Raw genomic sequence first — 26307 nt, forward strand, 5'->3', positions numbered from 1 at the left:
TTCTTCCACTTGGCCACGGTCTTTTGGTTGATGCCGTAGCGCTTCGCCAGCGCCCTCAGGCTCGCTTGACTATGTTGTATCGCTCGACGGACTGCCTCAGTCGTCGTGGCGCTCCCGTGAAGAACCTGGCCCATAGCGCGTCCCTCGATTCCTGCAGCGAGAGTGCACCATCAAAGCCCGGGATCAAACATCTAGTGCCTCTGAGAAACGGTTTCCTGGATCTGAGCGATGAAATTGCGAACCGCGTTAGCCTTTTCGTCGGCACGAAACACGGCAGCAACCTCGGATTCTATCGGCTTCCCTGCGATGCGCCGGAACACGACGTTCGGGATGCGGACGATGTCGCGCACTAGGCTCGGTACGACGGCTACTCCCGCACCCAGCGAGACCTGGGTGAGCACGGAAAGCAGGCTGCCTGGTCTTGAAACCACGTTCATCTGGAAACGGCCGCGCCGTGCCACTTCGTGGCTCCCGGCTTCCTGCTCTGGAACGATGAAGCTCTCGGCGGCGAGGCTCCTCGACAGAACCATCTCAGGACCCATCGCCGCCGGGTGACGGGCTTCGAGCGCGAGGCAGAAATGATCCCGGAAAAGGATGTGCGCCTGCAGCGAGCGCGGATACGCCATCGGCAGGCGCACAAATCCTATGTCGATTTGTCCCCCCTCGATGAGGGACGGAAGCCCCTCCATCGGAAGCTCGCGAGCCAGGATGTCGACGCGGGGCCAACGGGTTGAGAACCGGTCGATCTGATCCTGGAGCACGCCAGCATAGGCCGCCGAACCGACATATCCGATTTCGATCCTCCCGATCTCACCGCGTCCCGCACGGCGGCCGACGCTTTCGGCGCGGGCATATTGCGCAAGAACGAGCCGGGCCTCCTCCAGGAACAATTTGCCGGCGGAGGTCAGCGAAACGGAACGTTTGGTCCGTTTGAAGAGCTGGACGGAAAGCGCTCGCTCGATCTCCTGGATCTGAACGGTGAGCGTCGGGGGGGAAATGTTCAACAGCTCCGCCGCGCGCGCGAAATGCAGATGCTCCGCCAGCGTCACGAAGTACCGGAAATGCCGGAGCTCCATTCTCTGGTCCTTCGATAATTAGGCACAGCCTAACTGATACCGAAAACATGGCAAATGAAACGAATTATCCCTTGCGGGTATGCCGCTTTGCAGATTCGATGTCAGGGCCTGAAAATTGTCGTTCCCCACTCCTTCTGGACACACCGTCTCGTTGCTTGGCCGTGGCTCATCCGCTGACCGCCGGCAATCCGCCCGCATCATAAGAGTATCGCCAGAGGCGTGGGTCCGCGGGCATCGGACGGGCAGGGGCGGTATCGCCGTATGGGCGCAATGAGCGTGAACATCGCCGCGGCGCCCGCGCGCATCAATCCCACCTTGACCCTGCTTACGGCCTCCATGGGCTGTGCCATGACGGTTCTGGACACCAATGTCGTGGCCGTCGTGTTGCCGACCATTGCCCGGGACTTCGGAGCGACGTTCGCCGACGTCGAATGGGTGATCAGCGCCTACGTGCTGTGCTTCGCCTCGCTGCTCTTGTCGGCAGGGGCCATCGCGGACCGCTTCGGCCGCCGCCGCGTATTCCTGATCGGAATTCTGGCCTTCGCCATTTCGTCCTGGCTGTGCGGCGCTGCCCCTTCTGCCAGGACGCTTTCCCTCGCCCGAGCTTTGCAGGGCGCGAGCGCCGCGTTTCTCCTGGCGCCGGCGCTTGCGATCATCGGCCACACCTTTCATGGCAATGAGGAGCGTAACCGCGCCTGGTCCATCTGGGGCGGAATCATGGGCCTCACGATGGTCTTGTCGCCGATCATCGGAGGGGTGATCGGCCACGAGTGGGGCTGGCGATGGGCTTTCCATGTGAACGTGCCGATCTGCTCCGGCCTGGCATTCGCGGTCCTCCGCTTCGTCGAGGAATCGAAGGACGAGAAGGCACGCCGCCTTGACCCGATCGGCATTGTTTCGTTCGCCTCGTTCATGTTCGGAACGACCTGGGGACTGATCAACGGGCAGGCGCACGGGTGGATGTCTTTGGCCGCCTGGGTGGGCTTCGCGGGCGGGGCCGTCGGCCTGGTGATCTTCATCGTGGCGGAGAACACCCAGCAAAGGCCCATGCTTGACCTCGGCCTGTTCCGCAGCCCTCGCTTCGTCGGTGGCATATGGGCCATGTTCTCCTACGCGGCCTGCGCCCAGGTCATGGCGTCAATGCTGCCGCTCTTCCTCCAGAATGGATTTGGTAAGACGGCGCTGGAGGCAGGGTTCGCCATGCTTCCCTTCGCCTTGGCCATGCTGGCATTTCCCGTTGTCGGAAGGCTGTTAGGAAAACGACTGTCGTCGCGCGAAATTCTCTCGATCGGGCTGCTGGTTGTGGGGCTCGGGAGCCTTGTGACGGCCTGGGGCGCCAACACCGCGAATGGGTTGGTGGTGATGATCGGCATGCTGATCCTGGGGAGCGGCGGTGGATTGCTCAACGGGGAAACCCAGAAAGCCATCATGAGCATCGTTCCTCGGGAGCGGGCCGGCATGGCGTCCGGCATCAGCACGACGGCGCGGTTCTCAGGGATTCTGTTCGGCTTTGCGGTGCTGAGCGGCGTCATGGCCAGCACCGTCAGATCCATACTGATGCGACCGGATTGTGCCGAGGCCATCTGCACCCCTTCCTTCGTGGAAGCGGTTGTTGCCGGCGATATGCCGGGGGCGGTCGCCGGTATCGCGGCGTCCGCCCGCGAAGCCGCCATCGCCGCGGCCCTGGCAGGCTATGCGCATGGTTTTGCCGCGGCGCTGCTGACCTCGGGATGCGTTGCCATCTGCTCGGCGATCCTCGTGCATCGGCTTATGCGGCGCGCGGCGTAGCAAAGTCCGGGCGGCAATCGGCATCTGCGCTTGGGGGCGCAGAGCTTGTCGAACGCAAAGGCAAGGCTCGTGAAAAGAAGGCTACGCCCGTGCAATGCTACCGGTTTCGTACTGGTCTCGCTCGTCAACTTAGTAGCCATCGACATCTCGCCGTATCTCGGTTCCGAAGCACTATCGTCGTCACTAAGCTATCCACTCTCCTGAACGGGCATTCATGCCGTGCGGCGTCGACGACGTGCTGCTGTAGCTCTGGCCCCAGTGCGTTGAGTACGCCCCTATCGGGTGCCGTTTCCTGGCGGCATCAGGGTTCGACTGTATGGCGAGCGCGTCGCGCTGCTGCCGATACTCCAGCTGCCTCGTGGTGCGGAGGGCTCCCATGGGCTGAGACAGTGAAGCAGGGGGGCGGAGAATCTCATTACCTGGAGCAGGTTCAACACGGAGGCCCGGCACAGGACCACTTCCCGTTAAAAGGCGTAAGCGTTGTACAAGCTATCGCTGGCAGCGAGCCTGGATGGGCGTACCGTTGATCATGAATTTGATATCGGGCTCCTGATGTTCTGCCTTCCGATCCTCACCGCCTGGATCGAGCCCTATCTGGGCACCCTCCGGCCGGGCTTGCGACCGAACTTCTGACGGGCCCAGCTCCTCGGCGATCTGATGTTCGTCGCCAGCTTCTTCGTTCTTGGCGGCAATTTCCGGGGCAAGATCCGTGCGCTCTTCGTCCGCACTGCCGTCGTCGTCGATAAGGCTGAGGCCGCTGCTCGTTAATGACCGACCGGAGAGGGAGATCGCCGCATTCTGACGGAAATCAGGTGGCGTTTTCCCGGACCACTTTCACGATCCAGCGTTGAAAGGGGAGAGCCATGAACGAAGCGTACTCGCGCCGTGCCGCGCTCATCTTGGGGGGCGGCAGTCTTTCGGCCTGCGCCTTTCCGGTCCGGGAACCTGCCGTCCCTCGGGCCCTGACCTCCCGCGCCACGGTCCTGAACCTCCCCAATGAGCGCTTCCTCATCGGCAGGGGATATGGGGCGATCACCCGCGAATATTTTGCAGCGGCGGAGCGCCGACGCGTCTTTCTCGGTCTCGCGCCGGGCGCCGTGCTGCCAGCTATCGACCTGCTGGCCGTTTCAGGAGGCGGAGAGGATGGTGCCTTCGGCGCTGGGCTGCTCAACGGCTGGACGCTGGAGGGATCGCGCCCGATCTTCAGCCTCGTCACCGGTGTCAGCACGGGCGCGCTGACCGCGCCCTTCGCGTTCATTGGCCCTTCGGCGGATGCGCCGCTCAAGAACGTCTACACCGGAGTGACGCTCGCCGATATCGCGACCCACCGCGGCATGGCAGCAGCGCTCTTCGACGATGCCATGTCCGATACGAGGCCGCTCTTCGGCACCATCTCGCGCGAGCTGGGCGACAACCTGCTGCTGGCCATCGCCCAGGGATACCGGGAGGGCCGCCTGCTTCTGATCGGCACCACGAACCTGGATACCCAGCTTCCCGTCGTCTGGAACATCGGCGCCATCGCCAATAGCGGCGATCCGCGTGCGCCCAACCTTATCCGTCGCATCCTGCTGGCTTCGGCCGCCATCCCCGGGGTCTTCCCGCCCGTGCTCTTCGACGTGGAGGCCGACGGGCAGAAGTATCAGGAGCTGCATGTGGATGGCGGGGCTGTGGCTCAGGCCTTCCTCTATCCGGCCGCTGTCGCGGAGCAACGCCGCGCCAACATCCGGGCGCGGCGCCCTGTCCCGCCCATCCGTGCCTGGCTTATCCGCAACGCGAGGATGGACGCCGGTTGGGCCTCCACGAACCGACGGACGCTGAGCATCGCCCAACGCGCGATCGCCACGATGACGGCCATGAGCGGCTACAATGATGCGGTGCGGATCTGGTTGAATGCGGAACGTGACGGGGTCGAATTCCGGATGGCCTATATCGGTTCCGATTTCGCCATCGAATACGACAAGCCCTTCGATCAAACCTACATGACGCCGCTGTTCAACTATGGGTTTGAGAGGGCGCGCGCGGGCTATCCTTGGTCGCGTCAGCCGCCTTTCACGTCGTGACCGTGCATAAGTTTCTTCGTGTTCGTCTCGGCTTTATATAAAATATATAAAACGATCTTATTGTAGATATTTCGGCAAGTTTAGTCGACATCAGAACGTCTATACTTTAGATGTAAGCAAGCTGCGGTCGCACGGTGAGCGAGAATGGCGTGGTATTTGTGCCACAGTATAAGGACGTAACCGCCCACGCGCCCAGGTTTTTGCGCCTGCCTTCTTCCAAAAGCCCAGTGAAGTCCCTTTCATCCCGCCGCAAGGACCTGGTGGTTGGGGAGAGCACCTTGGCGGCAAAGTTTGGCTTGGGCGGGGCGCTTCGCGCCTCGACGGCGCTGATTGCAGCGCATCGTCTTTTGCGTGCCGCCCCGATCCTGGTGCCCGCTTCTTTGCTGGCTTTCGGCGCTGGTGGTGCGCCGGCCCTGGCCCAGCCCGTCTGGTCGGGTCCTGGGACGGATTTCAACACGGGCACGAACTGGAGCACGGGAACCGTGCCCACGAGTGCGCAAACACCCATCTTCCAGAACACCGGACCGACGTCGCTGTCCACGAGCGTCGACACCCAGCTCGCCGGCATCACCTTCAATGCGGGCGCGGCGAGCCACAACCTCACCCTCGGTAATAACATGACGCTGTTCGGCAGCGTGGTGAACAATTCCGCCAACGAGCAGACGATCAACGTGGCGAGCGGGTGGACCCTGTTCTTCCTGGGTGCCGCAGCGTCGGGGCAGGGCGTGAACTACATCGGCGACGGCGCCCTGGTGTTCGACGGCGACTCGACGGGCGGCAATTCCGCCTTCACCGTCGGTTCGCAGATGGGCATCCGCGGCAATGCGCGCACCGTCGTCCTGGGCTCGCTGACCGGCGCCTCCGGCACCCTGGTCCGGAACATCACCGCAAACGACATCACGATTCAGGTCGGAAGCCTCGGCACCAGCACGACCTTCGGCGGTGTCTTCGAAAGCGTCGAAGGCGCCGAGGCGCTCACCCTCGACAAGGTCGGCACGGGCACGCTGACGCTGACCGGCGACAATACGCTGGCGGGCACCACGATCACGGCGGGCACGCTCGCGATCGGCAATGGCGGCACGCTGGGCGTCGGTGCCGTGACGAACAACGCGGCGCTGGTATTCGACCGCACCGACGTCTCCACCTTCGCGAATGATATCTCGGGCTCGGGCACGGTGACCCAGGCGGGCTCCGGTACCACGATCCTGACGGGCAACAATACCTACACCGGCGTCACCACGATCAGTGCAGGCACGCTGCAGATCGGCAATGGCAGCACCACCGGCACGCTGGGCACCGGCGCCGTGGTGAACAACGCGTCGCTGGTCTTCAACCGGGACAGCCTGAATGTGACCAACGCGATCAGCGGCAGCGGCTCCGTGACGATCGCGGGAAGCACGTCTCTCTCCGGGGGCAATTCCTATCTCGGCGGCACCATCATCAACAGCTTTCTCTTCGTCGCCGCGGATTCGGCGCTGGGCGCGAGCTCGGGCGGCCTGACGTTCAACAACGGCTTCCTGGATACCACTGCCAGCTTCACCTCCAGCCGCGCGATCACCCTCAATGCCGGCGGCGGGACCTTCGAGCCGAGCGCCGGGACGACACTGACTTTGACCGGACTCATCTCGGGCGCGGGCGGTCTCGGCATGAATGGCCCTGGCACGCTGGTGCTGAGCAGCGGCAACACCTATTTGGGCGACACCGTACTCAACGGCGGCACGGTCGTGATTTCCGCCGACAGCGCCTTCGGCAACGCGGCCGGCCAGCTCTACGTCAATGGCGGCACGCTGCAGACGACGACAAGCTTCACCATGGCACGAAACATCGAGCTGCAAGCCGGTGGCAGCACCTTCGCGCCCGATGCAGACACGGTCCTGACGCTGAGCGGCGTGGTCACAGGTTCGAACCTGACCATGAACGGTGCCGGCACATTGGTCCTGGCCGGCGCCAACACCTATTCCGGCACGACGACGATCAGCGCGGGCACGCTGAGGGTGGGCGATGGCGGCCTGACGGGCTCGCTGGGCACCGGCGCCGTGGTGAACAACGCGGCCCTGGTCTTCGACCGCTCCGGCGCGCTGGTGGTCAGCGGCGGGATCTCGGGCACGGGCACGCTGGGGCAGACGGGCGCGGGCACCACGATCCTGACCGGTGCCAACACCTATTCCGGCACGACGACGATCGACGCCAACGGCACGCTGCAGATCGGCAGCGGCAGCACGGCGGGTTCGCTCGGGACGGGGGGCGTGACGAATAACGGCACGCTCGCCTTCAACCGGTCTGACGACATCACCGTCGGCAACGCCATCACCGGCGCGGGCCGGTTGGTGAAGGGCGGCGCCGGCGTCCTCACGCTCAATGGCACCAATACCTATGCCGACGGCACCGTGATCGGCAACGGCACGGTGGCGATGGGCAATATCGGCGCGATCGGCACCGGCACCGTGACGCTGAGCGACGGCGCGCTGCGCTCCAACGTGACCGGGAGCCTGGCCAACGCCATCGGGGTCGCGGCGAACACGACGGGGACAGTGAGCGCGGCAGCCGCCCAGACCCTGACGCTGACGGGCGCCCTCACCGTGGCCGCCGGCGGCGCGCTCGTCTTCGGTTCCGCGGCCGAAACCGGGATCGTCGCGGCCGGCTTCAACAGCGCAGCGCTGACCTCCACCGGCAGCCTGCGCGTCGCGGGCGGCACACTCCGGGTGGACAGTAATGCCTTTGGCGCTCTGCTGAGCGACTTCTCCAGCACGACGATCGATTCCGGCGCCACGCTGAACCTCAATGGGCGGAGCGGCGGCTCCGGCACGATCGCCAACCTCCAGGGCAGCGGGACCCTGACCAACACGGCGGAAATCACGGTCCTGGCCGGCAGCTTCGCCGGCGCCATCACCGGCAGCGCCGACCTGTTCAAGACATCGGGCGGCACGCTGGTGCTGTCCGGCACCAACACCTATTCCGGCCTGACGACGATCGGCAACGGCACGCTGCGGGTCGGCGCCGGCGGCACCACCGGCACGCTGGGCAGCGGCAACGTCGTGGTCGGCAACACCCTGGCCTTCAATCGCAGCGACGCCGCGCTGGTGGCGGCCAACGCCATCTCCGGGGCGGGGCGCGTCCGCCAGATCGGCTCCGGCACGACCACGCTGACGGGCGCGCTGAGCTACACCGGCGGCACCTTCGTGGATGCGGGCACGCTGATCCTCGGGGACACGACGCACAGCGTCACCCTGCCGGGCAACGCCACCATCGCAGCCGGGGGAATGCTGAGCCTGCAGAATGGTTCGCTGGGCAGCGGCACGATCACCAATGGCGGCAGCCTCGCCATCGGCCTCAATGCCACGGCGGGCAGTGCGACAATCAACAGCGACGCCGCCCCGCTCACCAGCGTCGTCTTCTCCGGAAATGCCACGGCCGGCACGGCCCAGATCAACAATCGCGCCAACCTGGAATTCACCGGCAGCGCCACGGCGGCCAACTCCACCATCACCAATGACTGCTGCCTGCGCTTCAGCGGCTCGGCGACGGCGGGCAGCGCGACCATCGTCAATGCCGCCGCGGGCAATATCGACTTCGACGACACCGCGACGGCTGGCAGTGCCAGCATCAGCAATGCCGGCTTCGTGCGGTTCCTGACCAGCGCCACGGGCGGTACGGCCGCCTATACCGGCCAGGCCGGCAGCACCATGGACTTCTCCTTCAGGACCGGGGCCGGCACGACGCTCGGCTCGCTCGCCGGGACGGGGGCGGTGGACCTGGGCAGCATCACCCTGGCGGTGGGCGGCAACAACACCTCCACCACCTTCGCCGGCGTGATCGCCGATGGCGGCCTCCTCGGCGGATCCGGCGCCGGGCTGACCAAGGTCGGCACCGGCACGCTGACCCTGACCGGCACCAACACCTATACGGGCCTTACCACCGTCTCCGCCGGCACGCTGCGGGTCGGCAATGGCGGCACGACGGGCACGCTGGGCACCGGCGGCGTCGTGAACAACGCAGCGCTGGCATTTGACCGGTCGGATGTGGTGACGCTGTCTCATGCCGTCAGCGGCACGGGCTCGCTGATCCAGGCCGGCACGGGCAACCTGATTGTGGACAATACCCAGGCCTATACGGGCGCGACCTTCGTGAATGCGGGGCGGCTCTCGGTGAACGGCTCGATCGCGAGCTCCTCCGGCGTAACGGTCGCTTCTGGCGGGACGTTGGGCGGCAACGGTCACCTGCCGGGCGTCGTCGTCCAGGCGGGCGGCACGATCGCGCCGGGCAATTCTATCGGTACGCTGAACATCGACGGTAATCTGACGCTGGCCTCCGGCTCGACCACGCAGATCGAGGTGCAGGGCCCGCTGATCGACCGCCTCAACGTCACTGGGGCGGCGACGCTGGGTGGCACGCTGCATCTGCTGGCGCAGGCCGGACCCTACATTTTCAACGCCCCTTACACGATCATCCAGGCCGGCGCCGTCGCAGGCAACTTCGCGGCGGTGAATGCTACGGGCAGCTTCGGCGCGGGCGTGACCAGCAACGTGAGCACCACGGCGACGCAGGCGCAGCTGACCCTGACGCCGGCGCCGCTCGTGCCGATCATCACGCCGCCGGTGGAACCGCCGACGGTGGTGCCGGTCGTGACGCCACCCATCGTCCCACCGCCTGTGGTGAAGAGCGCGCCTGTCCTCGGCCCGCAGGGCACGTCGAACCAGGTCTCCGTGGCGGCTGCCTTCGACCGCGCTGTGGCTGGTGGCGCGGATGTCGCGGCCTTCTTCCCGCTCTACAACCTGTCGGCGGCGGCGCTGCCGCGTGGGCTGGACCAGGTCTCGGGCCAGATCCATGCGGTGGCCTCGGGGATGCACGCGCAGGCCGCGTACCAGTTCCTTGGCGCGATCCTGGATCCGGGGCGAGGCGGCAAGGGCCTGGGCGATACGACGGATGGCATCCCGCGACGCTACGCGGTCTGGGCGAGTGGCTTCGGCGGCGGTGGGCGGATGGGTGCCTCGGGGAACTCCGGGACCTATGCCGCGACCTCCGGCGGCGGGGGCGTGGCCGTGGGCACGGATGTGCGGCTCACCGCTCAGGTGGTCGCGGGCGTGGCCCTGGCGGGATCGGGCGGCATGGTGCGGCTGTCGGACAGTATGGGCCGCGCCGAGGCCAGCCAGATCCAGGGTGCGGTCTATGGCACGGGCACCTTCGGCGCGCTGCGGCTGTCGGCGGCCGTCGCCTATGGCGGCATGGACGTGACGACGCGTCGCACGGTGCCTTTCCTCGGCGTGGGCGATATCCGCGGCCGCTACACGAGCTTGGGCGTGTCGACACGGCTGGAAGCGGGGTGGCGCCTGGAGGGGATCGTGCCGCGCGTGGCGCTGACGCCCTCGGTCGCCTTCCAGGGCAGCTGGTACGAGACGCCGGGCTTCAAGGAGACTGGCGTGGGCGGGCAGGCCGCGGCGGCGCTTGCGGTATCGGGGCGCAACCAGGGCCAGTCGCGAATGGAACTGTCGGTGCGGGCGGATATGGCGCTGACACCTGGGCTGTCGGGCTTCGGGCGACTGGGCTGGGCGGCCTATCTGCAGCGCGATGCGGGGATGAGCGCGGGCTTCATTGGGCTGGCGAATTCCGGTTTCTCACTGAGCGGTGCGCGGCCGGATGCGCATGCGGCGCTGATCTCGGGCGGCGTGGACTGGCAGCTGAATCCGGGCATGACAGTGACGGCGCGGGTGGATGCGGAGCTGGCCTCGAACAGCTATGCGGCCAACGGCACGGTACGGATCCGCTACGAGTTCTGACCGGCTTTCGATCATTCGTGCAGGGATCGCGGCATCTCCTGCACGGTGGTCTGTGGTCGGACAAAACGGCGGCAAGGCGCGAATGTGGACGGCCGGCTGTTCCAAGCAGCATGGAAATTCCAGCACCCGGGCCGGCGGGCTCGCCACATGCCCTGGTCTAACTCGCGAGGGCCGATGCCCTCCGCCGTCCCCATTGGACCTATGAGTGAAAGTCTTTCTGGGACGACGCCAAAGGCGTTGCCAGACGGGATGCCCAGACCTGCGCATGGACATCACCTCTATTAAAGCAAGCGACGTGCTGTTCGCGCTCAAGGCGGCCGCAAAGGGCCTGACAGAGGCCACCCACTGGTGATCATCGAAAGCGTCGGGCGTTAAGTCGTATTTGCGCTCGTCCCGGTCACCCGCGATGAGCACCCGGGTCGAGACGCGGGCGTGCCCACGATCAGCGCTGTCTCCGGGGTTCGAAGGCTTCCTTACCCGTCATTGTGTTGAGATGGGCCGTGTTGTCACAGCCCATTCTCGAGCGGTCTATGGCGCGCCGCACCGCGAGGGCGGATGTGTTGATGCAGGCGCTGTGGCGCCCTTTCCATGAACCGCAAATCGACGACCTCACTTTGTCGATCCAGCTCTACGGCCTCCTCAACCACTTCTTGGCGCTCCGGCAGATCAAGGTGGAGAGCGAGGCTGTGCCCAGCCGTGTGGAAATTCCAACATGAAGAAAAGTGTATTGATATAAAAACCATTTTATGTAGTAATTTGAATGTGCCCACGTTTCAGGCACGGAGCAAGATCACCTGAGATGACGTCATTCCTGCGGCTTTTCGCCTCGGCCCACCGCATCGGTCGTACCGACCGATGTTTCGCGTGCTGAGCCCGACGCCTCTCACTCTTCTCCCATTGTCCCGTCGTTAGAGGTAGTGAGCCCCCAGGCTCAACGGCGAAATCACCTCATGTCGGGACAAATTATTTATATTATTCAAGGAATTATGAGATGACCGATTTAACGGCCATTGGTCGCCGCACCTTGCTGGGTGGCTTGGTGGCAGCCGCTGCGATTCCTGCCCGGGCCGCGAATGGACCACGCCACCTGACGCTGGCCGCCATCGCTGCACCCACGGCTCTCGATCCGCATTTCTACAACTCACCGACGAACAACCAGGCGCTGCGCCAGATCTACGACACCCTCACGGTCGAGGACGTGCACGGCCAGCTGCAGCCCGGCCTCGCGACCTCCTGGCGCAACGTCTCGCCGCTGGTCTGGGAATTCGACCTGCGTTCCGGCGTGCGCTTCCATGACGGGACGCCGCTGGTGCCCGACGATGTCGCCTTCAGCGTCGCGCGTGTGCCGCAGGTGCCGAACAGCGCCGGGCCCTTCCTGTCCTTCATCAACAGCATCGAGCGGGTGGAGGCGACGGGCGACACCAGCCTTCGCGTCGTCACCAACCGCCCCAACCCATTCCTGCTCCGCGACCTGGGATCGATCTTCATCCTCTCACGCCGGCTGCATGAGAACGGGGCGACGGCCGATTTCAACACGGGCCGGCTCGCGGTCGGTACCGGCCCCTATCGCTACACGGGCTTTACGCTGGGCGAGCGGCTGGAGCTGGCTGGGAACGACGCCTATTGGGGCGGCCGGCCGGATTGGGACACGGTCTCCATCCGTTATGTCAGCAACGGTGGCGCGCGCATCGCGGGCCTGCTGGCCGGGGATTTTGATCTGGTGGACGGTATCCCCGCGCAGGACGTCGCCAGGCTGTCGGCGCAGCCAAATCTGTCGGTCGCAGGGCTGAACAGCGCGCACAGCGCCTATCTTTTCCCCGATACCGATCGCGACGAGGCGCCCTTCGTGACTGATCGCGCCGGCCGTCCGCTGGGCCGCAATCCGTTGAAGGATGTGCGCGTTCGGCAGGCGCTTTCCCTGGCCATCCATCGGGCCGGCCTCGTGGATCGGCTGCTGCAGGGGCAGGGCCAGGTGGCCGATCAGTTCGCCCCGCTCGCCGCTCCCGACCGACTGCCGGGACTGCCGCCGCTGCCGACCGATCTTGCCCGGGCCCGCGCGCTGCTATCCGAGGCCGGCTATCCCAACGGCTTCAATCTGACGATCCATGGCCCGAGCGGCTATTTCAACGGCGATGCCGCGGTGCTGGCCGGAATCGCGCAGGGCTTCACCCGCATCGGCGTGCAGACCACCGCCGAAACGCTGCCGCTGTCCGTCTTCTTCACCCGGGCCACCCGACGGGAATTCGCGCTGTTCCTGAGCACCTACGGTTCGACCTCGGGGGTGGACCTGCTGCGGCAGATCGTCGCCACGCGACGGACGGAGGAGCGGACCGGCGCGTTCAACCGCCAGCACTACGCCAACCCCGATGTGGATGTGCCGCTGACCGGGGCGCTGCGCGAAATGGACGACGACCGGCGCCTCGCGCTGTCACGCCAAGCGCAGCAGGCGCTGCTGAACGATCTCGGCGTCCTGCCCCTCTTCTACGTCCGCTACAACTGGGCGGGCCGACGCGACAAGGTGCGCTACGAGCCGGGCAACGCCTACGGCCATACCAATGTGAACTATGCGAGGTCCGCGGCATGACCGGCACTGCCATCGTGGACAGCTATGACAGCTACGATGCGGTCGGGCTGGCGGAGCTGGTGCGACGGCGGGAGGTGAGTCCGGCCGAACTGGTCGACGCGGCCATCGGCCGCATCGAGCGGCTCGATGGTCCCATCAATTCCGTCATTCACCGCCTCTTCGATGAGGCGCGCCGGCAGGCGGCGGAGCCCGCCGGGGAGGGAGCGCTGGCTGGCGTGCCCTTCCTGCTGAAGGACCTTAACATCCAGTATCGCGGCCAGCGCACGGGGAACGGCAGCCGCGCCTGGTCGAGCCATGTCGCGGCACATGATTCGACCATCACGGAGCGCTACCGCGCGGCAGGCCTGATTGTGCTCGGCTTCACCAACACGGCCGAACTGGGCCTCGCCTGCGAGACGGCGCCGGCGGCGCATGGGCCGACCCGAAATCCATGGGACCTGACGCGCAGTGTCGGCGGCTCCACCGGCGGGGCCGCTGCGGCCGTCGCTACACGCCTCGTGCCCGCGGCCCATGGCACCGATGGCGGCGGTTCGATCCGTATCCCCTCGGCCCATTGCGGCGTCTTCGGCCTGAAGCCAACCCGCGGCCGCAATCCATTCGGCCCGGATCTCGGGGAGGGCTGGAATGGCCTGTCCGCGCATCACGCCATCACCCGCACGGTGCGGGACAGCGCGGTGCTGCTGGACGTCAGCCACGGGCCGTCCCCTGGCGATCCCTATGCGGCGCCGGCTTTCACCGGACGTTACGCGGAGGTGATCGAGCGCGACCCCGCGCGGCTGCGCGTCGCCTTCCAGACGGTGCGCCACGATGGCAGCCCCATCGACCCCGCCAATGCCGAAGCCGTGCGGCGTACCGCGGCGCTGCTGGAGCGTCTCGGCCATGAGGTCGAGGAGGCGCGCCCAGAGATCGACGAGGCGCTGCTGAAGCGCAGCACCCGGGTGATCGTCGCCTCCAACCTGGCCCACGCGCTGCACGTCCGTGGCGTGGCGCTCGGCCGGCCGGTGCGGGAGGACGAGGTCGAGCCCATCACCTGGCTCTGGGCGCAGGAGGGCGCGCGCCAGGAGGCGCGGGCGCTGGCCGCTGCCGTCGCTGCCGTCCATGGCTTGGGCCGGAAGCTCGGCGCCTTCTTCCAGAAGCACGACATCCTGCTGACCAGCACGACGGCCCAGCCGCCGCTGCCGCTCGGCACGGTGGACATGCAGTCCCGCGATCTCGATGCCTTCTACGAGGCTTTGCGGGACCACAGCGCCTTCACCTCGATCTACAACAGCACGGGCGTCCCCGCCGCCTCGGTGCCCCTGTGGTGGGGCGAGCAGGGCCTGCCGCTGGGCGTTCAGATCGCAGCTCCCTTGGGCGAGGATGCACGGGTACTGCAGCTTGCGGCGCAGCTCGAGCGTGCGGAGCCGTGGCAGGACCGCAGGCCACCGGGAGTCTAAATAACCGGGTATATGTCCGACCGGTTCGGCTGGAAGGGCCGGGTGCCCGTCCCGAGAACCACGCTTAAGGGGCAGATGGTCGGCACCCTCCTTGTGGCATAACAGCGCGGTAAGAGGGGCCTTCGCGGCCGCTCGTCATTACGTGCCCGGGCGCTTCGCAGCGCCGCCCTGATCGTCGGTCATCGTGGATTATTCTTCGAAGTGTCGACCAGTGATAAGGCTTGCCGCCATTAGCAGGGGTTAGGCTTTATGGGCGGACGCTAGCGATCATTAGTTGTGCGTCTCTTGCCTTCCTCAAGCAGTGCGAGGGCCTCGGTGGCGATGATCCGCTCTTCGTCGGTAGGAATGACCAGGGCCGCCACGCGGCTCACCGGCGTACTGATGGTCTCGGCATTCCCCGCATTGGCGGCGTCGTCGAGGTCCATGCCGAGCCAGGCGAGCCTCTTGCAGATGGCCGCGCGCACGCGCGGCTGATGCTCCCCGATCCCGGCCGTGAAGACCAGGGCATCCAGCCCGCCGAGCGTCGTCGCCAGGCGGGCGACCTCGCCCGCCGTCCGGAACGTGAAGAGCTCGATGGCCTCACGGGCCTCCGGACAGTCGCTTTCCAGCAGTTCTCGGCTGTCGGCGCTAAGGCCGGACACGCCGAGCAGGCCGCTCCGATGGTAGAGCATGTCCTCGACCTCCTCGAGCGGCCGTTTCGCCGTGCCCAGCAGGTGCAGCAGGACGCCCGGATCCAGCGCGCCGCAGCGCGTGGCCATGGGAATGCCGTCCAGAGTCGAAAAGCCCATGCTGCTGTCCTGGCTCAGGCCGTCCCGCAGGCCGCAGAGGCTGGCGCCGCTGCCGAGATGGGCAATGACGACGCGGCCACCTGCGAGCTCCGGCGCTCGCCGCGCCAGTTCGCCCGAGACGAACTTGTAGGACAGTCCGTGAAAGCCGTAGCGCTTCACGCCTTCCTCGTAGAGCCCCCGCGGGAGCGCGAAGCGGCGGACGAGCTCCGGGTTGGTCCGGTGGAAGGCCGTGTCGAAGGAGGCGATTTGCGTCAGCTCGGGCCTCAGCTCCCGGATGGCGCGCACGAGGCGCAGGCTCTGCGGCTGATGGAGCGGCGCCAGCGCCGTCAGCTTCTCCATGGCCTGCATGGCGGCCTCGTCGATGAGCACGGGTCCGGCAAAGTCGTCACCCCCATGCACCACCCGGTGGCCGATCGCCGCGAGGCGCGCGGGGTCTAGCTTGCCCGCCAGGTGGCCGATGGTCTCCCTCAGGGCCGCCTGCATGTCCTTCGCGGCCTCTGGCCCCAGATCTTCCTCGAAGATGCCGGCGCCATCCTGCAGCCGCAGGCGCGGCAGCTTCTTCCGGAAGTCGATCACCCCGCCGGCGATCCGGCGCGGCTCGCCCGAGGCGATCTCGAAGACGCCGATCTTCACGGTGGAGGAACCGGCGTTCAGCGTGAGCAGCAGGTCGGGCTTCATGCCGCCGCCTTCCGCTCGGCGACGAGCTTGGCGAGCGCCGCGGAGGCGATACGCGCCGAGAGCGGGTCCGCGCGGCTGGTCAGCACGATGGGGACGCGCGCGCCCAGCACCAGGCCGGCGGCCTTCGCCGCGCCGAAATAGATCAGCTGCTTCGCCAGCATGTTCCCGGCCTCGAGGTCCGGGACAAGCAGAATATCCGCCCGCCCGGCGACCTTCGAGACGATGCCCTTGGTCTGCGCCGCATTGACGTCGATCGCATTGTCGAAGGCGAGGGGGCCATCGACGATCGCCCCCGTGATCTGGCCGCGGCAGGACATCGCCGTCAGCGCGGCCGCGTCGAGCGTCGAGGGCATCTTGGAATTGACGGTCTCGACCGCGGCAAGGATCGCGACGAGCACCTCCTCCTTGCCGAGCAGGCGCAGCAGGTCGATCGCGTTCTGGCAGATGTCCCGCTTGTGATCGAGCGTCGGCTGGATGTTGATCGCGGCGTCGGTGACGACGAGCGGCTTCGGATAGGCCGGAATGTCCATGACATAGACATGGCTGAGCCGCCGCTCGGTCCGCAGGCCGGAGCCCTGGGCCAGCACGGCCGAGAGCAGCTCGTCGGTGTGCAGGCTGCCCTTCACCAGCGTCGCGACCTCGCCCTTCGCCGCAAGCTCGACGGCGCGCGCGGCCGCGGCGTGGCTGTGCGGCGTGTTCTCGATGATGAGGCTCTCCAGCGAGACCTGCGCGGCTTCCGCTGCCGCCCGGATCCTGGCCTCCGGCCCGATCAGGATGGGTTCCAGAAGCCCTTCGTCCCGCACCTCGATCGCGCCGAGGATGGCGGCGGTCGAGCAGGGATGCACGATGGCGGCGCGGATCGGCGGGCGGCTCCGTGCCTCCTTCACGAAGGCTTCGTAGCGATCGTGTCGCCGCAGCGAGACCTCGGGCAGGGCCGTCGTCGGGCATTCGATGAGGCTGTCCGGCGCCGTCACCGTGGCCGTGCCGGAGAGGACCGTCTCGCCGCGCTGGTTGGTGCAGCGCGTGTCCAGCAGGACGGTGTTCCCGGCCCGCTTCTCCTTCACGGTGACCGTGGCGGTGATGGTGTCGCCCAGGGAGACCGGCTTCAGGAAGCTCAGCTCCTGCCCCAGATAGACGGTGCCGGGGCCGGGCAGCTTGGTGCCCAGCACGCCCGAGATCAGCGTGGCCGGCCACATCCCATGCGCCACGATATGGCCGAAGCAGTGGCTGGCCGCGAAGGTCACGTCCAGATGGGAGGGATTCACGTCGCCGGAGACAGCGGCAAAGAGATCGATGTCGTCCTGGCCGACGCTGCGCACGAGCGACGCACTGTCACCCAATGACAGCTCCGCGAAGGGACGGTTGCGGAGGAAATGATCGTTCATCGGGCGCCTCAACGGTGGAAGATGTAGGTGCCGGGCGCATCGTCGAGCGGCGCGTAGCCCTTTTCGGGGGCGCCCATCGGCGGCGGGGCCACGGGCCCGGGCGAGGAGTGGGCGGCGAGCCAGGGCGTCCATTCCTCCCACCAGGAGCCTTCCTTCCGGGTTGCCGTCGTTGCCCATTCCCCGGCGTCGAGGACCTTGTCGCCCCTCTTGCGGCTGGCCGCGCGGAAGGACCGCCTGGGCCGGCCGGGCTCGCTGACGATGCCGGCATTGTGGCCGCCGCTGGTGAGCACGAAGGTGACCTCTGTGTCGGTCAGGAGGTGGATCTTATAGACAGACCGCCAGGGCGCGATGTGGTCGCGCTCCGTGCCCACGACGAAGAGCGGCACGCGCAGGTTCTGCAGCGCGGCGGGCCGGCCGTCGACGAGGAAGCGCCCGGCCGCGAGCTCGTTGTCGAGGTACAGGCGCTGGAGGTACTCCGCATGCATCCGGTAGGGCATCCGGGTGGAATCGGCGTTCCAGGCCATTAGGTCGATCATCGGTGTGCGCTCGCCCATCAGGTAATCGTGGACGAGGCGCGACCAGACGAGGTCGTTGGTGCGCAGCAGCTGGAAGGCGCCAGCCATCTGTTCAGCCGAGAGATAGCCCTTGTTCCACATGATACTCTCGAGCAGGTGCATCTGGCTGTGGTCCATGAACAGCGCCAGCTCGCCCGGCTCGGTGAAGTCCGTCTGCGCGGCGAGCAGGGTGACGGAGGCGAGGCGGTCGTCATCCGCGCGCGCCATCGCGGCCGCGGCGATGGCCAGGAGCGTGCCGCCCAGGCAGTAGCCGGTGGCGTGGATCTTCCGGTCGGGCAGGATGGCCCGCGCCACGTCGAGCGCGGCCATCACGCCCAATCGCCGATAGTCGTCCATCCTTAGGTCGCGGTCCTGCGCCGTGGGGTTGCGCCAGGAGATGCAGAAGACGGTATGGCCCTTCGAGACGAGGTGCCGCACCAGCGAGTTCTGCGGCGACAGGTCGAGGATGTAGTACTTCATGATCCAGGCCGGCACGATCAGCACCGGCTCCGCCGTCACCTCCTGCGTGGTGGGGCCGTACTGGATTAACTCGATCAGGTGGTTCCGGTAGACCACCTTGCCGGGCGTCACCGCCACGTCGCGGCCGGGCACGAAAGCCTCCGTGCCCAGGGGCGGCTGGCCGGTGGCGGCGCGACCGGCATCCTCGATCCAGTTCCTGGCGCCGAGCATCAGGTTCCCGCCGCCTGTCTGGAAGGTGCGCTCGATGACCTCGGGATTGGCGAAGGGGATGTTGGATGGCGAGAACACATCCAGCCACTGCCGCGCCGCGAAGGAGACGACATCCTCGTGATGCGGCGCGACGCCGGGCACCTCGCGGGTGGCGTTGTGCCACCATTGCTGATTGAGCAGGAAGGCCTGTGCCCAGAAGGCGAAGGGCTGCTTGCGCCAGGTCTCGCCGCGGAAGCGATTGTCGCCGGGCAGGGGCTCGATACAGGCCGGAGGCTCCTGCTGGAGGGCGGAGGTCGCCAGCCAGGCGAGCAGCCGCGCCGCCTTCCTGCCCGCCTTGTCGGCCAGCTCCATCCGCTTGCCCGGCGCCCAGGCGAGGTGAAGGGACCAGTCAAGGAGCGCCAGGGTGAGCGAGGCTGGGGAGATGCCGCCGGTCGTGCGGCCGGTGAGGGCCTCGCGCATCCGGTCGATGGCCCGGAATGCCTCGCTGTTCACGCTGCGGTCGTCCCAGAGGGAAGGCACCGACGCAGACCCGGGTGGGGAAGAAGCCGGGAGACTCATGGGGCCATCCTTCTCTTGGCTGGCGGTATAGGGCGGTTCTCGCGCGATGCGGAACGATCCGTCGAGCGGTTCCGGGCCGCCCCGGCTCCGCTGCCTCATCAGGCCGAACTCATGACCATGGCGGGCTTTGGGGTGCGTTGACCCAGATCAACGCCGATGGTGGCCGGAGCGATCATGAAGCGCGGATACCCGGATCGGCATGACATTCAGAGGAGATTCGAAATGTCCGACGCGAAGATCGAAGGCAAGGCCAAGGCCCTGACAGACGCGGCCCTTCCGGGGAGCGCCTGGCTGAAGACCGTTTCGGAATCCCCTTCGGCGCTCTATTCGAATTTCAACAACATTTACCACGAGGGCTTCGGCATGGTCGCCCGCACTCTCCAGATGCAGGCGGATTTCGCGATGAAACTTGCCGCGTGTAAGGGGCCGGCCGAAGCGCTTGCCTGCCAGATCGATTTCCTGCGGTCTGCCTCGGCCACCTATGCCGAGGAGGCGCGGCGCGGCTTCCAGTCGCTGCGCTCCGCACTGCCGTCCGCCTAGGATCGCCCATGGCCCAGCCGGTCGAACTGAAAGGTGGCCCTGGGCAATCTACCGTCAGCGTCGAGGGGATTTCGTGGCAGTGACAAATTTGCGCAGGCGCCTCCTCCTGTCCGGGGGCCTCGTGGCGTTGGCCGGCGGCGGATATCTTGCCTGGACGAAGTTCGGAGAGGGTGGGCTGCCGGCTGGCATCGCCAGCGGCAATGGCCGCATCGAGGCGGTGGAGATCGACATCTCGACGAAGATCCCGGGCCGGATCCGCGAGATCCTGGTCAACGAGGGGGATTTCGTGGAGGCGGGCCAGGTCCTCGCGCGGATGGATGCGGCTCTCCTCATGGCGCAGCATCGCGAGGCCCAGGCGAAGCTCCAGCGCGCGCAGATCGCGATCGGCACGGCCGGGAGCCTGGTCGCCCAGCGCGAGGCCGAGCATTCGGCCGCCGCCGCGACCGTCGCGCAGCGCGAGGCCGAGCGCGACGCCGCGAATGCGCGCCGCCAGCGCACCGAGCAGCTGGCCCGGACCAACAACGCCTCCCTCCAGCTTCTGGACGATGACCGCGCGCGGGCCCTGGGGGCGGAGGCCGCCCTGGGCGCGTCGCGGGCGCAGCTCGCCGCGACCGAGGCCGCGATCAATGCCGCGCGCTCGCAGGTCGTGGATGCGCGTTCGGCCGTGGAGGCCGCGCGCGCCACCATCGAGCGCATCGAGGTGGATATCGCGGATGGCGAGCTGAAGGCGCCGCGCGACGGCCGCGTGCAGTATCGGGTGGCGCAGCCGGGCGAGGTCCTGGCGGCCGGCGGCCGCGTTCTGAACCTCGTCGATCTGGGCGACGTCTACATGAACTTCTTCCTGCCGGCCGAGCAGGCGGGGCTGCTGGCCTATGGGGCCGAGGTGCGCCTCGTGCTCGATGCGGCGCCGCAATACATCATCCCCGCCACCATCTCCTTCGTGGCGGATGTGGCGCAGTTCACGCCGCGAAGCGTGGAGACGGCGCAGGAGCGGCAGAAGCTCATGTTCCGGGTCAAGGCGCGCATCGCGCCCGAGCTGCTGCGCCGCTACATCCGCCAGGTGAAGGCCGGTATTCCCGGCGTCGCCTATGTCCGCCTCGTGCCCGACGCCCCGTGGCCCGCCAGCCTGACAGGGACGCTGGTGCAGTGAGCGGCCAGCCGGGCGGGGCCTCCCCGGAGCCGCCCTCCATCGTGCGGCTGCGGGAGGTGAGCCTCTCCTACGGCAAGGCGCGCGCCCTCGATGCCGTTACGCTGGAGATCCCGCCGGGGCGCATGGTTGGGCTGCTCGGCCCGGATGGCGTGGGCAAGTCCAGCCTGCTGGCGCTGGTCTCCGGCGCCCAGGCGATCCAGACGGGACGCGTCGAGGTGCTGGGTGGCGACATGGCCAGCGCCGCCCATCGCGCGGCGAGCTGCCCGAGGATCGCCTATATGCCGCAGGGCCTCGGCAAGAACCTGTATCCGACACTCTCCGTCTCGGAGAATGTGGACTTCTTTGGCCGCCTCTTCGGCCAGGGCCGGGAGGAGCGCGAGCGTCGCATCGCCGAGCTGCTGCGCAGCACCGGCCTCGCGCCCTTTGCCGACCGCCCGGCGGGCAAGCTCTCGGGCGGCATGAAGCAGAAGCTCGGCCTCTGCTGCGCGCTGATCCACGACCCGGACCTGTTGATCCTGGACGAGCCGACGACGGGCGTGGATCCGCTCTCCCGCCGCCAGTTCTGGGAGCTGATCGACCGCATCCGCATGAGCCGGACCGGCATGAGCGTCATCGTCGCCACCGCCTATATGGAGGAAGCCGCCCGCTTCGACTGGCTGGTGGCCATGGATTCTGGTCATGTGCTCGCTACCGGCACGCCGGCCGAGCTGCTGGCGCGCACCGGCACGACGACGCTGGACGCCTCCTTCATCGCCCTGCTGCCCGAGGAACGACGGCGTGGGCACGAGCCGCTGGTGATGCCGCCCCGGCCAGCGGGCGCCGAGGGCGAGGTCGCCATCGAGGCCGAGCATCTCTCCATGCGGTTCGGCAGCTTCACCGCGGTGGACGACGTCAGCTTCCGGATCGGCAAGGGCGAGATCTTCGGCTTCCTCGGCTCCAACGGCTGCGGCAAGACGACGACGATGAAGATGCTCACCGGCCTCCTCGCCGCGAGTGAAGGGACGGCCCGGCTCTTCGGACGCGAGGTCGACCCCTCCGACATGGAGGTGCGGCGGCGCGTCGGCTACATGTCCCAGGCCTTCTCGCTCTATTCGGAGCTGACGGTCCGGCAGAACCTGGACCTGCACGCCCGCCTCTTCAGCCTGCCGGCGGAGCGCATCCCCGCCCGCATCGAGGAAATGGCGCGCCGGTTCGATCTCGGCGGGGTGATGGACAGCCTGCCGGAATCGCTGCCGCTCGGCCTGCGCCAGCGCCTCTCCCTCGCGGTGGCGATGATCCATGCGCCCGAGCTGCTGATCCTGGACGAGCCGACTTCGGGCGTGGACCCCATGGCGCGCGATGCCTTCTGGAGGATCCTGGCCGATCTTTCACGCAAGGACGGGGTGACGATCTTCGTCTCCACCCACTTCATGAACGAGGCGGAGCTCTGCGACCGCATCTCGCTGATGCATGCGGGCAAGGTGCTGGTCAGCGACACGCCCGCCGGCATCGTCGCCGGCCGAGGGGCGGCGACGCTGGAGGAGGCCTTCATCGACTACCTCGAGGAGGCGGCGGGCCGGCAGGAGCCGGAAGCGCCGGCCGCGGCCGCCCCCGAGGACGGGAAGGAGAGGGCGGCCAATGCCCGCTTCTTCAGCCCGCGGCGCATGCTCGCCTATGCGACGCGCGAGCAGCTGGAATTGCGGCGCGATCCTATTCGCGCGGCGCTGGCCATGCTGGGCAGCCTGCTGCTGATGTTCGTCATTGGCTATGGCATCAACATGGACGTCGAGAACCTGTCCTTCGCCGTGCTGGACCGGGACGACACGACGGTGAGCCGCGACTACGTGCTGCAGATCTCCGGTTCGCGCTACTTCACCCAGAAGCCGCCCATCACCGATTATGCCGATCTCGATCGCCGCATGCGCAGTGGCGAGCTGAGCCTCGCCATCGAGATCCCCCCCGGCTTCGGCCGGGATGTCGCGCGGGGCCGCCATGTCGAGGTCGGCGCCTGGATCGACGGTGCGATGCCGTCCCGCGCCGAGACGGTGCGCGGCTACGTGCAGGGCATGCACAGCACCTGGCTGGCCCAGAAGGCGCGGGAGCTTTATGGCGATGGCGCAGCGGCCGGCGCGTTCCGGATCGAGATCCGCTACCGCTACAACCCCGACATCCAGAGCCTCGTCGCCATGGTGCCGGCGGTCATGCCGCTGCTGCTCCTGATGATCCCGGCGATGCTCGCGGCCCTCAGCGTGGTGCGCGAGAAGGAGCTCGGCTCCATCATCAACTTCTACGCGACGCCGGTGACGCGGCTGGAATTCCTGCTGGGCAAGCAGCTTCCCTACATCCTGCTCGCGATGATGAACTTCCTGATGCTGACGGCCTTCGCGGTCCTGATCTTCGGCGTGCCGCTCAAGGGCAGCTTCCTCACACTCAGCGTGGCCGCGCTGCTCTACGTCATCTGCACGACGGGCATGGGCCTGCTGATCTCAACCTTCATGGGCAGCCAGATCGCCGCCATCTTCGGAACGGCGCTGCTGACCCTCGTCCCGGCCGTCCAGTATTCCGGCATGACCGACCCGGTCTCGTCGCTGGAGGGGGCGGGCGCGATCTTCGGCCAAATCTACCCGACGACGCATTTCATCACGATCTCGCGCGGGGTCTTCTCGAAGGCGCTCGGCTTCTCCGACCTGACGGGCGCCTTCCTGCCGCTCCTGGTCGCCGTTCCGGTGCTGCTGGGCCTGGCGGCGGTCCTGCTGCGCAAGCAGGCGCGCTGACATGCGGCTGAAGAACATCCTGCAGCTCGGCATCAAGGAGCTCCGCGGCCTGCTGCGGGACCCGATCCTACTGCTGCTGATCGCCTATTCCTTTTCGCTCTCCATCTATACCGGCGCCAGCGCAATGCCGGAGGCGCTGAGCCGCGCGGCCATCGCCATCGTGGACGAGGACCGCTCGCCCGTTTCGGGGCGCATCGCCCTGGCCTTCTACCCGCCCTACTTCGTCGTGCCGCGCCTGATCTCCGCCGCGGAAATGGACAGCCGGATGGATGCCGGGCTCGATACCTTCGCGCTGGACATCCCGCCGAACTTCCAGCGCGACCTGCTGGCCGGGCGCTCTCCCGCGATCCAGCTCAATGTGGATGCCACGCGCATGACGCAGGCCTTCACCGGCGCGGGGCACATTCAGTCGATCGTCACCAGCGAGGTGAACGAGTTTCTGAGCCGCTACCGCTCGGGCGGAACGCTGCCGGTGGACCTCGCCCTGCGCGCGCGCTTCAACCAGCAGCTGAACAAGAGCTGGTTCGGTGCGATCAGCAACGTCATCTCCTCCATCACCATGCTGTCCATCGTGCTCACCGGCGCGGCGCTGATCCGTGAGCGTGAGCACGGCACGATCGAGCATCTGCTGGTCATGCCCGTCGGGCCGGTCGAAATCATGCTGAGTAAGATCTGGTCCATGGCGCTCGTCGTGCTGCTGGCTTCCAGCTTCGCGATCCTGGTGGTGGTGAAGGGGCTGCTGGAGATCCCAATCGAGGGCTCGATCGCGCTCTTCCTCCTGGGGACGGCGCTGCAGCTCTTCGCGACAACCTGCATGGGCATCTTCCTGGCGACGGTCGCGGGCTCGATGCCACAATTCGGCATGCTGCTCATGCTGGTGCTGCTGCCGCTGCAGGTTCTCTCCGGCGGCGTCACGCCGCGCGAGAGCATGCCGGAAATCATCCAGATTATCATGCTGGCGGCGCCCAACACGCATTTCGTGATCCTGGCGCAGGCGGTGCTCTTCCGCGGCGCCGGCCTGTCCATCGTCTGGCCGCAACTTGTGGCACTGCTCGGGATCGGGGCGGTGCTCTTCTATTTCTCGCTTCGGCGCTTCAGGCAATTCCTGAGATGAGACGGGCGCGCGGCTGAGACGGTCAGTAGAGCGCGTCCAACGCGGCATGGGCCCCATCCCAAATGGGCAGTCTCGTTGACGACCGGCGACGATCCGCCTGGCCCGGTTGAATGGCCAAACACCAGCGCTCCTTGCGCGAACGCATCGTAATTGCATGGGCAGCGGCGCTGGACTAAGCAGCCCCGGTACATGCCGCCGGAGCCTTTCGCCGTGTCACGACCCGTGTCGGCCGAGCCGCCGCCCTCCCTCAGCTATGCCGAGATCACCGGAAAATCGCCGGAGGAGTTGGCGCGCCTTCTCGAGGGCGACCCGGCCGAGGCCGCGCGGCTGCTGGGGGCGGCCGCGCGCTATGGCATCGTCGAGGCCCAGGCGGTCTATGCGCAGCTGCTGCTCGACGGGCGTGGGGTGAAGCGCGATCCTGCGGCCGCCTTCCGCTGGTTCGAGATCGCCGCCGGGGCAGGCCTGCTCGACGCGACCAACATGATGGGCCGTTGCTTCGAGCTCGGCTGGGGCGTGCCGGTGGATCGGAGCCGGGCGGCGGAGCTCTACCGCGACGCCGCGGAACGCGGGCTGGACTGGGGCCAGTACAACTACGCGAACCTGCTGGCCCGGGGCGACGGCGTGCCGCTGGACCGCGACGCAGCGCTGATCTGGTACCGCCGGGCGGCTGACCAGGGGCATGTGAAGTCGATGAACCTCGTCGGGCGCTTCACCGAGGAGGGTTGGGGCGGCCTCGCCGCCGATCCCGCGGCTGCCGAGGACTGGTACCGCCGTGCCGCTGAGGGCGGCGATTTCCGGGGACGGTTCAACCATGGTGCCGTCCTCGCCAGACGCGGCGAGGTGGAGGAGGCCGCCGGCTGGTTCCGCAAGGCCGCCGCGACCGGCACGCTCGGTTTCCTGCGCAGCATGGCGGCCTATCTGGAACAGCAGTCCCATGCCGGTCTGCGCCTCATCGGGGTCGAAGTGCTGGCGCGCTGCGCGGAATCCGGTGAGGCCGCGGACCTCTTCACCTATGGCATCGCCCTGGTCGAGCAGGATCCGGACGCGGCGCGGGAGTGGCTCGGCAAGGCCGCCGCGATGGGCCATGCGCAAGCCCGCGAAGCCCTGGCGGAGACGGGCCTGCGAGGGCGATGGACTCTCTTCCGCGCGCATATGCGGAAGGCGGGAATGTAGCGGGGCTGAGTCGGCACTCATTACGGCCGGCTTGCGTATTTTTTACTAATGGAAGCGTTCATTACGAAATTTGAAATTTTTGTAGCGTTCATTGCAATGCGTCACTGGCGCGTAACAATCTGTGTTTGAACGTTTTATAAGCTGGCCTAAAATCTGATCGTTGCAAAAATGCAGCAGACTATTGTTCGCTATCATGCTTGCGGCCA

General features: G+C 67.0%; 15 protein-coding genes and 1 pseudogene. 11 read left to right on the plus strand and 5 right to left on the minus strand.

Features of this window, described 5'->3' with window-relative positions; genetic code table 11:
* Window positions 1-134, minus strand: a pseudogene (locus tag KHU32_RS08695) (IS481 family transposase); the annotation flags it as partial.
* 57 nt (window positions 135-191) lie between these two features.
* Complete coding sequence (locus KHU32_RS08700; protein WP_213669726.1) at window positions 192-1076, minus strand: LysR family transcriptional regulator; 885 nt, start codon at window positions 1074-1076, stop codon at window positions 192-194.
* A 270-nt stretch (window positions 1077-1346) separates the two neighbouring features.
* Here KHU32_RS08700 and KHU32_RS08705 point away from each other — a divergent pair, with 270 nt between their 5' ends.
* From KHU32_RS08705 to KHU32_RS08730, 6 genes are all read left to right on the plus strand, one after another.
* The gene (locus KHU32_RS08705) at window positions 1347-2864 is read left to right on the plus strand and encodes an MFS transporter (RefSeq protein WP_213669727.1); all 1518 of its coding nucleotides are present in this window, start codon (window positions 1347-1349) and stop codon (window positions 2862-2864) included.
* An 863-nt stretch (window positions 2865-3727) separates the two neighbouring features.
* The gene (locus KHU32_RS08710; protein ID WP_213669728.1) at window positions 3728-4924 is read left to right on the plus strand and encodes a patatin-like phospholipase family protein; all 1197 of its coding nucleotides are present in this window, start codon (window positions 3728-3730) and stop codon (window positions 4922-4924) included.
* 278 nt (window positions 4925-5202) lie between these two features.
* Complete coding sequence (locus KHU32_RS08715; RefSeq protein ID WP_213669729.1) at window positions 5203-10698, plus strand: autotransporter-associated beta strand repeat-containing protein; 5496 nt, start codon at window positions 5203-5205, stop codon at window positions 10696-10698.
* Window positions 10699-11228: 530 nt separating this feature from the next.
* Window positions 11229-11414: a hypothetical protein gene (locus tag KHU32_RS08720; protein WP_213669730.1), complete on the plus strand. Its 186-nt coding sequence runs from the start codon at window positions 11229-11231 to the stop codon at window positions 11412-11414.
* A 275-nt stretch (window positions 11415-11689) separates the two neighbouring features.
* Window positions 11690-13282: an ABC transporter substrate-binding protein gene (locus KHU32_RS08725; RefSeq protein WP_213669731.1), complete on the plus strand. Its 1593-nt coding sequence runs from the start codon at window positions 11690-11692 to the stop codon at window positions 13280-13282.
* Complete coding sequence (locus KHU32_RS08730; protein ID WP_213669732.1) at window positions 13279-14718, plus strand: amidase; 1440 nt, start codon at window positions 13279-13281, stop codon at window positions 14716-14718. The genes KHU32_RS08725 and KHU32_RS08730 overlap by 4 nt, the downstream gene beginning before the upstream one ends.
* Before the next feature lie 260 nt (window positions 14719-14978).
* On the opposite strand, the gene KHU32_RS08735 is transcribed toward KHU32_RS08730, so the two are convergent.
* The 3 genes from KHU32_RS08735 to KHU32_RS08745 are packed head-to-tail and all read right to left on the minus strand — an operon-like array spanning window position 14979 to window position 19332.
* The gene (locus tag KHU32_RS08735; RefSeq protein ID WP_213669733.1) at window positions 14979-16184 is read right to left on the minus strand and encodes an acetate/propionate family kinase; all 1206 of its coding nucleotides are present in this window, start codon (window positions 16182-16184) and stop codon (window positions 14979-14981) included.
* Window positions 16181-17569: a bifunctional enoyl-CoA hydratase/phosphate acetyltransferase gene (locus KHU32_RS08740; RefSeq protein ID WP_213669734.1), complete on the minus strand. Its 1389-nt coding sequence runs from the start codon at window positions 17567-17569 to the stop codon at window positions 16181-16183. The genes KHU32_RS08735 and KHU32_RS08740 overlap by 4 nt, the downstream gene beginning before the upstream one ends.
* Window positions 17570-17577: 8 nt before the next feature.
* A complete protein-coding gene (locus tag KHU32_RS08745; protein ID WP_347265525.1) occupies window positions 17578-19332 on the minus strand; it encodes a PHA/PHB synthase family protein in 1755 nt (584 codons plus the stop codon).
* Window positions 19333-19593: 261 nt separating this feature from the next.
* On the opposite strand from KHU32_RS08745, the gene KHU32_RS08750 reads away from it, so the two are divergent.
* From KHU32_RS08750 to KHU32_RS08770, 5 genes are all read left to right on the plus strand, one after another.
* Window positions 19594-19911 carry a phasin family protein gene (locus KHU32_RS08750; protein WP_213669736.1) on the plus strand — a complete coding sequence of 106 codons (318 nt, stop codon included), beginning with the start codon at window positions 19594-19596 and terminating at the stop codon, window positions 19909-19911.
* Window positions 19912-19999: 88 nt separating this feature from the next.
* On the plus strand, window positions 20000-21061 hold the full coding sequence (locus KHU32_RS08755) for an HlyD family secretion protein (RefSeq protein WP_249680901.1): 1062 nt from the start codon (window positions 20000-20002) through the stop codon (window positions 21059-21061).
* Window positions 21058-23814, plus strand: coding sequence for a ribosome-associated ATPase/putative transporter RbbA (gene rbbA, locus KHU32_RS08760; RefSeq protein ID WP_347265527.1), 2757 nt, complete (start codon window positions 21058-21060; stop codon window positions 23812-23814). The genes KHU32_RS08755 and rbbA overlap by 4 nt, the downstream gene beginning before the upstream one ends.
* A gap of 1 nt (window position 23815) precedes the next feature.
* On the plus strand, window positions 23816-24928 hold the full coding sequence (locus tag KHU32_RS08765) for an ABC transporter permease (protein ID WP_213669739.1): 1113 nt from the start codon (window positions 23816-23818) through the stop codon (window positions 24926-24928).
* Between the two features lie 210 nt (window positions 24929-25138).
* Window positions 25139-26101, plus strand: coding sequence for a tetratricopeptide repeat protein (locus KHU32_RS08770; protein WP_213669740.1), 963 nt, complete (start codon window positions 25139-25141; stop codon window positions 26099-26101).
* The last annotated feature ends 206 nt before the right edge of the window (window positions 26102-26307 follow it).

This window comes from Roseococcus pinisoli, assembly GCF_018413645.1.
GTDB lineage: Bacteria > Pseudomonadota > Alphaproteobacteria > Acetobacterales > Acetobacteraceae > Roseococcus > Roseococcus pinisoli.